Origin of the sequence: Candidatus Angelobacter sp., from assembly GCA_035607015.1 — a bacterium.
Classification (GTDB): Bacteria; Verrucomicrobiota; Verrucomicrobiia; order Limisphaerales; family AV2; genus AV2.
The window spans coordinates 21,400-30,081 of record DATNDF010000235.1 but is presented as its reverse complement, the minus strand read 5'-3'; the positions used below and the strand labels follow the sequence as shown (position 1 = coordinate 30,081).

The following is an 8,682-nucleotide window of genomic DNA, read 5'->3' as shown; positions in this document are numbered from 1 at the left end:
CGGTGTTTACCGTGGTGAGCGACAAGGTACGAAAGGTTGCAGTCCATACCGGATTCAACGACGGCGTATCCGTCGAGGTCCTTGACGAATTGAAACCCGACGAACCGGTCGTGTTGATCGGCCAACAGACGTTAGCCGACGGGCAGTCGGTCAAAGTAGTGGAAGCGAAGTGAAACTCTCGAAGCGCGATTCAGGATTTGCGATTGCCGTGGCGTTCGTTTGCGTGACGGCCGGGCCTCCCGCTTTTCCGGCGGAGAAACCGCCCGAATCCGGCGCGGTCAACGAATCCACGAATGCAAGTGAAGCGTTTCCCATTGACCTTCCCACCACCCTCCGGCTGGCGGGCGCGCAAAACCTTGACGTGCAGATTGCGCGCGAACGGCTGGCCGAAGCGCGGGCAAACCACGACAGCGCGACTGCCCAATTCTTTCCCTGGCTGTCGCCGGGAGCCGCTTACCGACGACACGAGAACCGAATACAAGCCGTGGACGGACCAATTTTCGACGCCGACAAACAATCCTACACGGTCGGCGGCGCGCTCACTGCGCAAATGGATCTGGGGGACGCTATTTACAAGTCGCTGGCGTCGAAACAACTGGTTGAAGCCGCGAGCCATGCGCTCGACGCGCAGCGACAGGACGCCGTGCTGGCCGCTGCGCAGGGCTATTTTGAACTCGCATTCGCCCAGGCAGCGGTGAACGTCGCAAAGGAATCCACCGCGATTTCGCTCGATTACGAGACACAGGTCGGCCACGCCGTCGAAATCGGCCTCGCGTTCAAGGGAGATCATCTTCGCGTCCGGGTGCAAACACAACGCAACCGGCTCGCGCTTCGGCAGGCAGTGGAACAACAGAGGATCGCGGGCGCCCGCCTGGCACAGACGCTTCATCTCCGGCCGGCGGTGGAGCTGACCGCCAACGACTCTGATCTGGCCCCGCTGACGCTGGTGAACACCAATGCGCCGCTCGATGATTTGGTGCGCGAATCATTTGCCGCCCGACCGGAATTGAAACAGAGCCAGGCACTGGTGGCGGCAGCGCGCGACGCGAAGAACGGCGCCGTATACGGTCCGCTCGTTCCTTCAATTGGCGGGCAGGCGTCCGTCGGGGGATTGGGGGGCGGCAGGAACAACGATACCGGCAATTTCGGTGACCAGGAAGACTACTCGATCGGGCTCGGGTGGCGGATTGGACCGGGCGGCTTGTTTGATTTCAGCCGCAAGCGGGCCGCCGAGGCGCGATTGCAGGGAACGACATTGACCGGGCAAAAGATCCGCGACGAAATCGGACGGCAAGTGGTGGAAGCATTCACGAGACTGCAGTCATCATCCGATCAGATTGAAACGGCAAGACAGGCGCTCACCGCCGCCGAAGAAGGGTTGCGTCTGGCGCAGACTCGAAAAGAGTTCGCGGTGGGTGTTGTACTTGAAAACCTCCAGGCCGAGCAGGACCTGACCCGTGCCAGGTTGGATTATTTCAAGGCCGTTGCAGAATTCAACAAGGCGCAATACGCCCTGCACAAAGCTCTTGGGAGACTTTAGCTCCAGAGCAAACGACCGGTGTCGAGGCTGGCCGGAAACTATGGCCGCAGATTGAACGGGGCGATACGTCCAAGTGTCGGTTCCTGCGCCACCTCGGGTCTCGTACAAAATGTGCCACACTTTGTTTTGACGAATGTCCGGATCGTGGTTAAATAACACGTTGCAGATGAACTTCGCGAGAATTATCCAGATTGGCCAGAGAACCGCCGTGGCGGGTGCCGTTGCTGCGACTTCGCTCGCGCCGACGGGGACACACGCGGCCGATCCGCCGCCGGTCCGGGAACAGATCCATTTCTCCTCTTCTGGTCAGGCGGTGGAATCCCCGATGACCCGCCCCAGAGACGAACTCTCGTCGAAACCGTTTGAGTTTCTGGATCGCGGCAACTCCATCAGCGGCGCCGTGGAACCGCTGGTCACGCCGTCGTCCGTTGCTCTTCCGAATTTTCCCCGTAATACGCGGTTGCTGGAAGCGCTCGACCGCAAAAAAAACTGGATTTATGCCCGACCGGGGGACACCGACCGTGGGCAGACGGCGGATGAGGTTTTCGGCGTCGGGGGCCAGGGCGGCCCGGACAAAAAACCCAGGACGGCATTGGAGAATTTTTTTGACTCTCGCAGCCAGAAGCCGGCGCGCGAACGCACACACGAAACGTCTGATGAATGGAACAGGATTGACCGAAAAAGCGACTTCGGCGTGAAAAAATTTGATTCGAGTTTCGGACGGGATGGGTTGAAGGAAGGCAAGGAGAACGTCCAATTGGATAATCCTTTCGGGTCCGCGCGTGTCCTGACGGCCGGCTTTTCGGTGCCGGGCGGCTTTTTTGGAACCCAGTCAGGGCAGGACCGGCTCAATGATTATCATAATACGGGATTGAACGACTCTCTTTCAGGTTCGCGCGAGGATCAGAACCATCGGGATAAGTTCAGGGAACTTTTGGCTGTCCCCGGAAGCGTCAATCCACTTTTGCCAAATTTCGATCCAATCAATCTTCAAGTGGACACAACCCGGCAGGCGTTGAATCCAGTTATCGCGCCACGCCTGGGCGAGCTTCCGGGTGGTGGTGGCGACGCTTTGGACCCGCTCAGAAACGTCGGCAGTACCGACCCGGGCCGCTTCAGCGCTCTGTCAGATCCGGGCGCGAGAGTTTTGGGACCATCCAGCCTTGCCCCTGCCGTGGCGCCGCCCGCCGGTACACCTTACATCCAACCCAGGCCGACCGTGCTGGAGTTTCCGCGCCGTAAGTTCTGAATCGGACTGCTCTCTTCCTCTTTTCTGCCGAGCCACCGGAACGCCGTTCATCGCGGCGCTTCACCATTCCCAACGCAGCACGGACACCGAAGTGCCGGCGGACATGACAGTCGCAGGAGGCACGTCCACCAGACCATTCGCGTCCGCCAACGAACTCAGTATGTGCGAAGCCTGCGTTCCCGCCGGGCGGACGCGGCCGGATTCATCGACCGCAACGCGCATAAAATGGCGACGATCGCCCGTGTTGGCGAGGGGTTGAGTCAACAGGCCGGGTAACTTCGGCAGTTCGAGTTCCGTGGCGCCTTGCATCCGTGCGAGAGCGGGACGCGCCAACAGGAGAAAAGTCACCAACGCGGAAACCGGATTGCCGGGCAGACCGAACAAAAATCTCCCACCGGCGCGGCCAAAAACGAATGGTTTACCGGGCCGGATGGAGATTTTCCAAAATGCGATTGTGCCGCCCAGATCTTCGAAGGCCGCCTTCACGAAATCATATTCGCCGACCGATACACCCCCGGAGGTAATCACCGCGTCGCACTCCGTCAGTGCCTTTTCAAGATTGAATCGCGTCGCCTCGAGCGTGTCGGACACCAGTGGAAAGATTTCGGGAACAGCACCGACACGCATCAGCAGTGTCGCCAGCATGACGCGGTTGCTCTCGTAGATTTTTCCGGGTGGCAATGGCCGGCCATTTTCAAATAATTCGCTGCCGGTGGCCAGCACGGCCACGCGCGGTTTCCGGCCGACTTTGACGTCCCTCACACCCGCCGCGGCGAGCAACGCGACATGGCCGGCGCCGATCCTGGCCCCTGCTTCCACAAGTTTCGCACCGCCCTTGACGTCCTCGCCTCGAAGCCGAACATTTTCCCATGGCGTCACGGCGCCGGAAAACCAGATCCGGTCCGGATGCTCCTGGTCGGGCCGGGTGTCTTCCTGCATGACAACCCCGTCGGCGCCCGTCGGCAACGGCGATCCGGTAAACAGCCGCACGCAGGTCCCGTCCTCCACCTCGCCGCTGAGCACTTCGCCGGCGGCGATCTTCCCCGTCAATCGCAGGGCGACAGGTCGGTCTGCACATGCATTCGTCAGATCAGCGGCGCGCACCGCGTAACCGTCCATCGCAGAGTTATCGAAGGCCGGCAAATCAATTGGTGACATTACCGGCTCCGCAGCTATCCGGCCCGCGGCGCCAGCGAGTGCCACAATTTCGTGCTCGAGCGGTTGAACTGCGGAAAGGATTTGGTTTAGGGCTGCTTCCAGTTCAAGCATACGTGAATAAAAACAAGGAGCGTTGCAAACCGACCAGACGGGCCGCGGGCGGGATGTGTGGTGCGGTGGTCGCCCGTCGAAACCTGTCCGGCCGCGGTTTCGGCTCAATAACTGGCGGTTGCCACCAAAGTCTGTTCGAGCGTTGTGCCGCCCTCACGCACCTTGTTGAGCGCGGCCATGCGCAGCGTCTGCATACCAAGGGCGATGGCTACTTTGCCGATTTCGTGCGCGCTGGCCCGTTGAATCACGAGCTTGCGGATCTCGTCCGTCACGGTCATGACCTCAATGATGGCAGCGCGCCCGGAATAACCGGTGTTTTTGCAACGCTCACATCCCCGCCCCCGGTAAAGATGTACACCCTCGAAAAAAGCCGGGTCAATACCCAGATCCTCGTACATCTTCGGAGGATAGGTAACCGGCTCTTTGCAAACCGAGCAGACGCGCCGCACAAGACGCTGGGCGCAGGAGAGGATGACCGATGAGGAAATCAGAAACGGGGCGATGCCCATGTCGTCAAGACGCGCGATGGCGCCCGGTGCATCGTTGCAGTGCATCGTGCTCAAAACCTGATGGCCCGTGAGGGCGGCCTCGACGGCGATCTCGGCGGTCTCCTGGTCGCGGATTTCGCCTATCATGACGATGTCCGGATCCTGGCGCAAAATCGAGCGCAGGGCGTTGGCGAAGGTCAGTCCGATCTCTTTTTTTGTCGGCACCTGATTGATCCCGGGAATCTGAAACTCGACCGGATCCTCGACCGTGATGATGTTGTATTCCGGACTGTTGAGTTCGTTCAACGCCGAGTAAAGGGTGGTGGTCTTTCCGGAGCCGGTCGGTCCGGTGACAAGAATCAACCCGTGCGGCGCATCGACGGCGGCTTTGAAGCGGCGGAACGTGTCCTGATCCAGGCCGAGTTTGTCCAGGCTGGCGGAGAGGTTCGACTTGTCGAGAATACGCAGCACGCATTTCTCGCCGTGAACCGTGGGCAAAAAGGAGACGCGCAGATCGATGTCGCGCCCGCCGACCTTGACGCGCATGCGTCCGTCCTGCGGCAGACGGCGTTCGGCGATGTCGAGGTTGCTCATGATCTTGAGCCGCGATGTCAGCGCCACCTGCATGTTCTTGGGCGGCGGCGTCACATCCGCGAGCGACCCGTCTATGCGGTAACGCAAACGGACGGTTTTCTCGAAAGGCTCGATGTGGATATCACTCGCACGGTCTTTGATGGCCTGAACGATGATGAGGTTGGCCAGTTTGATGACGGGCGCCTCCTCCGTGGAAGCCGCCAGCTGGTCAAGGTTCATCTCCTCGGCCACTTCGCGGGAGATCTCCAGTGTGTCCGCGTCCGCGTCATCCTCGGCCTGGCGCTGGGCGTCCTGGATGATGTCCTCCATCGTGCTGCGGACGCTGTCGAGGTTGTTCAACTTGTCCAGGATGGACTTTTCGGAGGCGATCATCGGCATGACCTCCAGCCGCGTGGTGCGTTTCACGTCGTCGAGCGCGAGCACATTCAGCGGATCGGCCATTGCCAGGAAAACCTTGTTGTCGAGTCGGGAAACCGGCAGCACCTTGTGGTTGGTGGCCATTTCGCGCGGGACCAATGCAGCGATTTCCTGGGGGATCGCGATGCGAGCCAGGTTGACCGGCGGCACGTTGAGGACGCGGCCCATGGACACGACCATGTCCACCTCGCCGACGTAGGATTTTTCCAGGATCAGCTTGAGCAGGCGGGTGCCTTCCTTCTTCTGCAGGTCGAGAAGTTCCTCGACCTGGTTGGTCGAAAGCAGGCCATCCTCGACCAGGGCGTCGGCGATGCGTTCTCCAAAACTCTTGATGGGCGGCATAAACGATTAACGGTCAGCGAAACGCCTTTCGAACGGCCTTCACCAGTTCCGCCGGCGGGCAGATATACCACAACAGCCTGCTTTTGGTCGCGTTTTCAAGGTCCCAAACCGCCTGTTTGTTGAACGGGTTGGCCGTGGCGACCAGGACGGACTTGCTCATCCGGTCGAACGGCAGAACACACCAGCGCTGGCAAACATCGCGCGGAAAACTTCGGGACAGGTCGATGTCGAGGTCGTATTTTTCGAGCGGCAAAAATCCCAGCCGGGAACGTTCAGATACCAGTTTCAACGATTTTTCCAGCGGCACCAGCCCTTTGTCCGCCAGCAGCTGAATGAACGGGTCGGAAACCGTTCCAGGTGGGTCGTGCAGGTCCGGCGTGTGCCAGAACGTGTTAAAATCGCCCGCCGAGATCAACTTGCCGTCCACAAAAATTTTTTGCATCGCCAGCTTGCCGTCATCAATCTCCGCCGGCCCTTTCCGTTCCTTCGCCTTCCTTCCGACCGCGGCCCTCTCCGCCGCCTCGGTCTCCTGGGGCACGGCGGCGGGAGCAGCGAAACTGCTCGCCTTGCTTTCGATTTCCGCCAGCGCCGCCTGCACGTCGGGGTCGTCCGGGTAACGCTGAAGAATGCTTTCGTATTCCAGAATCGCGGAAGACAACTGTCCCAACTGGACATAAGCCTGGGCGATGCGTTTGGAGGTGTTGACGACTTCCTTTTGCCGCCCGAGTTTGAAATACGCCTCCTTGAGGATTTCCAACGACTGGTAATCCAGCGGCTGTGACTGGGTGATGACCTCAAACATCTCAATTGTTTGCAACAATTGAGCTTCTTCGTTTGGGGTCAAAGTCGCGGCCATCGCGGCGGCAATATTTGCTGAATTAGGTGCCTTTGTCGAGACCGAGGTGCTCTAACCCGTCATTTTCCGTTTCACCGGCCAGACGTTACCGCATTGGGCCAGATCAAAGCAACCCCGGCTTAATACTGAACGCGGCCATCGGCATTCTCCGATGGCTTCCACCGGGGATCAGAACTGTGTCCGGTCCGCCTTTGTGTTACTCTGGCCGCGCATGGCAAACAAGTTTTATGAACCGGGCGAACAACGCGCCTCCAGGGTTCACGACCTGTTCGCCGCCATCGCGCGCCATTACGACGTCATCAATGACCTTCAGAGCCTTGGAATGCATCGCGGCTGGAAGCGGCGGCTGGTTCTGCTCGCCGGGCCCCGACCCGGCGCGTTCGCGCTCGATCTCTGCTGCGGCACCGGCGATGTGGCCTTCGCGCTGGCGAAAGAAGGCGTGAAAGTCGTCGGACTGGATTTCAGCGCGTCGATGCTGTCGGTCGCGCAGGACCGGAGCTCCCGGCGATCCGTCTCCGCGCGTCCCGCGGCCAATCTGCAATTCGTGCGCGGCGACGCGATGAATATTCCTTTCCCCGACGCGAGCTTCGACATTGTGACCGTGGCTTATGGTCTGCGAAACCTTGCGAAGTTCGAACAAGGATTGCGCGAAATGTGGCGTGTCGCGAAGCCTGGCGGACGCCTGCTCGCGCTCGATTTCGGCAAGCCGGACCATGCGCTTTGGCGTTCACTCTACTTCGGCTATTTGAAAACTTTCGTGCCGTTGTTCGGGAAAATGTTCTGCGGCGACGCGCAAACGCACGCGTACATTTTGGAATCGCTGAAACACTACCCGGCCCAGCAGGGCGTGGCGGCGAAAATGCGCGAGCTGAACTGCGCCAGTGTCCGTGTCGTGAACCTGCTCGGTGGCGTGATGACCATCAATTACGGGGAGAAGAGCCCGACTTGATGCAGTCTGTCACACATTATTTCCCGGAGAGCCAAGCAGCCCGGCCAGGCCGGCGGACGATGGGGTTTCCCTCACGGGTTTTATATTGCTTGTCATCAAAGAGAGCGACTCCTATATGTCGCGACCCGACAGTTGATGATTTGACACATGCTAGCCAAACGCGTCATCCCGTGCCTCGACGTGCATGACGGCCGTGTCACCCGCGGCGTCCGGTTCGGCAAGGCCGAAGCCGGCGAACTGCGAAACGTCGGTGATCCGGTCGAGCTCGCCCTGCGCTACAACGAACAGGGCGCCGACGAAATGGTGTTCTTCGACATCACCGCCAGCGCGCACGGACGCAAGACGATGGTCGAGGTCATCGAACACGTCGCCGAAAAGTGTTTCATGCCGCTCACGGTCGGCGGTGGCATCCGCGAGGTGGATGACATGCAATCAATGCTGCGCGCGGGCGCGGACAAGGTCAGCATCAACTCCGCGGCGCTGGCCACGCCCGGTCTCATTTGCGCCGGCGCGGAAAAATTCGGCAGCCAGTGCATCGTCGTTTCCATCGACTGCAAAAAAGTGGCGCCGGACAAATGGGAGGTCTTCTCTCAGGGTGGACGCAAAGCCACCGGCCTCGACGCGGTCGAGTGGGCGAAACGCGCTGTGTCGCTCGGTGCGGGCGAAATCGTGCTGAACTCGATTGACGCCGACGGCACGAAAGCGGGCTTCGATCTCGTCATCACGCGCCGAGTCAGCGAATCGGTTGGCGTGCCGGTCGTGGCCAGTGGTGGCGCGGGCAGTTTGGAGCACATGGCTGCGGTGCTGCTCGAAGGCAAAGCAGACGCCGTCCTCGCCGCGAGTATTTTCCACTTCGGCACTTACACCGTCGGCGAGGTGAAACAGTTTTTGGCGAAGCAGAATATTCCGGTGCGAATTTGAAATGTTAAATATCTACTCGCCCACTGACAAAGCGTATGAGAGGACTGCCAAGGCAAG

Annotated in this window: 7 protein-coding genes; 4 read left to right on the top strand and 3 right to left on the bottom strand. The window is 60.0% G+C overall.

Going from position 1 to position 8,682, the window contains the following annotated elements:
• Positions 1-169: 169 nt before the first annotated feature.
• Positions 170-1,540: a TolC family protein gene (locus tag VN887_09710; protein HXT40287.1), complete on the top strand. Its 1,371-nt coding sequence runs from the start codon at positions 170-172 to the stop codon at positions 1,538-1,540.
• Positions 1,541-1,706: 166 nt separating this feature from the next.
• Positions 1,707-2,789, top strand: a complete 1,083-nt coding sequence (locus tag VN887_09705; protein ID HXT40286.1) for a hypothetical protein — start codon at positions 1,707-1,709, stop codon at positions 2,787-2,789.
• 60 nt (positions 2,790-2,849) lie between these two features.
• On the opposite strand, the gene glp is transcribed toward VN887_09705, so the two are convergent.
• The 3 genes from glp to VN887_09690 all read right to left on the bottom strand — a co-directional run bounded on the left by glp (position 2,850) and on the right by VN887_09690 (position 6,716).
• Positions 2,850-4,058 carry a gephyrin-like molybdotransferase Glp gene (glp, locus tag VN887_09700; GenBank protein HXT40285.1) on the bottom strand — a complete coding sequence of 403 codons (1,209 nt, stop codon included), beginning with the start codon at positions 4,056-4,058 and terminating at the stop codon, positions 2,850-2,852.
• 104 nt (positions 4,059-4,162) lie between these two features.
• Positions 4,163-5,899, bottom strand: coding sequence for an ATPase, T2SS/T4P/T4SS family (locus tag VN887_09695; protein ID HXT40284.1), 1,737 nt, complete (start codon positions 5,897-5,899; stop codon positions 4,163-4,165).
• 13 nt (positions 5,900-5,912) lie between these two features.
• Positions 5,913-6,716 (bottom strand): tetratricopeptide repeat protein, encoded by an 804-nt coding sequence (locus VN887_09690; GenBank protein ID HXT40283.1) that lies wholly within the window; start codon positions 6,714-6,716, stop codon positions 5,913-5,915.
• A 250-nt stretch (positions 6,717-6,966) separates the two neighbouring features.
• Here VN887_09690 and VN887_09685 point away from each other — a divergent pair, with 250 nt between their 5' ends.
• A complete protein-coding gene (locus VN887_09685; GenBank protein HXT40282.1) occupies positions 6,967-7,704 on the top strand; it encodes a class I SAM-dependent methyltransferase in 738 nt (245 codons plus the stop codon).
• Positions 7,705-7,851: 147 nt separating this feature from the next.
• Complete coding sequence (hisF, locus tag VN887_09680) at positions 7,852-8,625, top strand: imidazole glycerol phosphate synthase subunit HisF (protein HXT40281.1); 774 nt, start codon at positions 7,852-7,854, stop codon at positions 8,623-8,625.
• Positions 8,626-8,682: the final 57 nt, after the last annotated feature.

Excerpts from the sequence above, each read along its gene's own strand:
- VN887_09705 (HXT40286.1), top strand. The coding sequence starts at position 1,707 with ATGAACTTCGCGAGAATTATCCAGATTGGCCAGAGAACCGCCGTGGCG.
- hisF (HXT40281.1), top strand. The coding sequence starts at position 7,852 with ATGCTAGCCAAACGCGTCATCCCGTGCCTCGACGTGCATGACGGCCGT.
- glp (HXT40285.1), bottom strand. The coding sequence starts at position 4,058 with ATGCTTGAACTGGAAGCAGCCCTAAACCAAATCCTTTCCGCAGTTCAA.
- VN887_09685 (HXT40282.1), top strand. The coding sequence starts at position 6,967 with ATGGCAAACAAGTTTTATGAACCGGGCGAACAACGCGCCTCCAGGGTT.
- VN887_09695 (HXT40284.1), bottom strand. The coding sequence starts at position 5,899 with ATGCCGCCCATCAAGAGTTTTGGAGAACGCATCGCCGACGCCCTGGTC.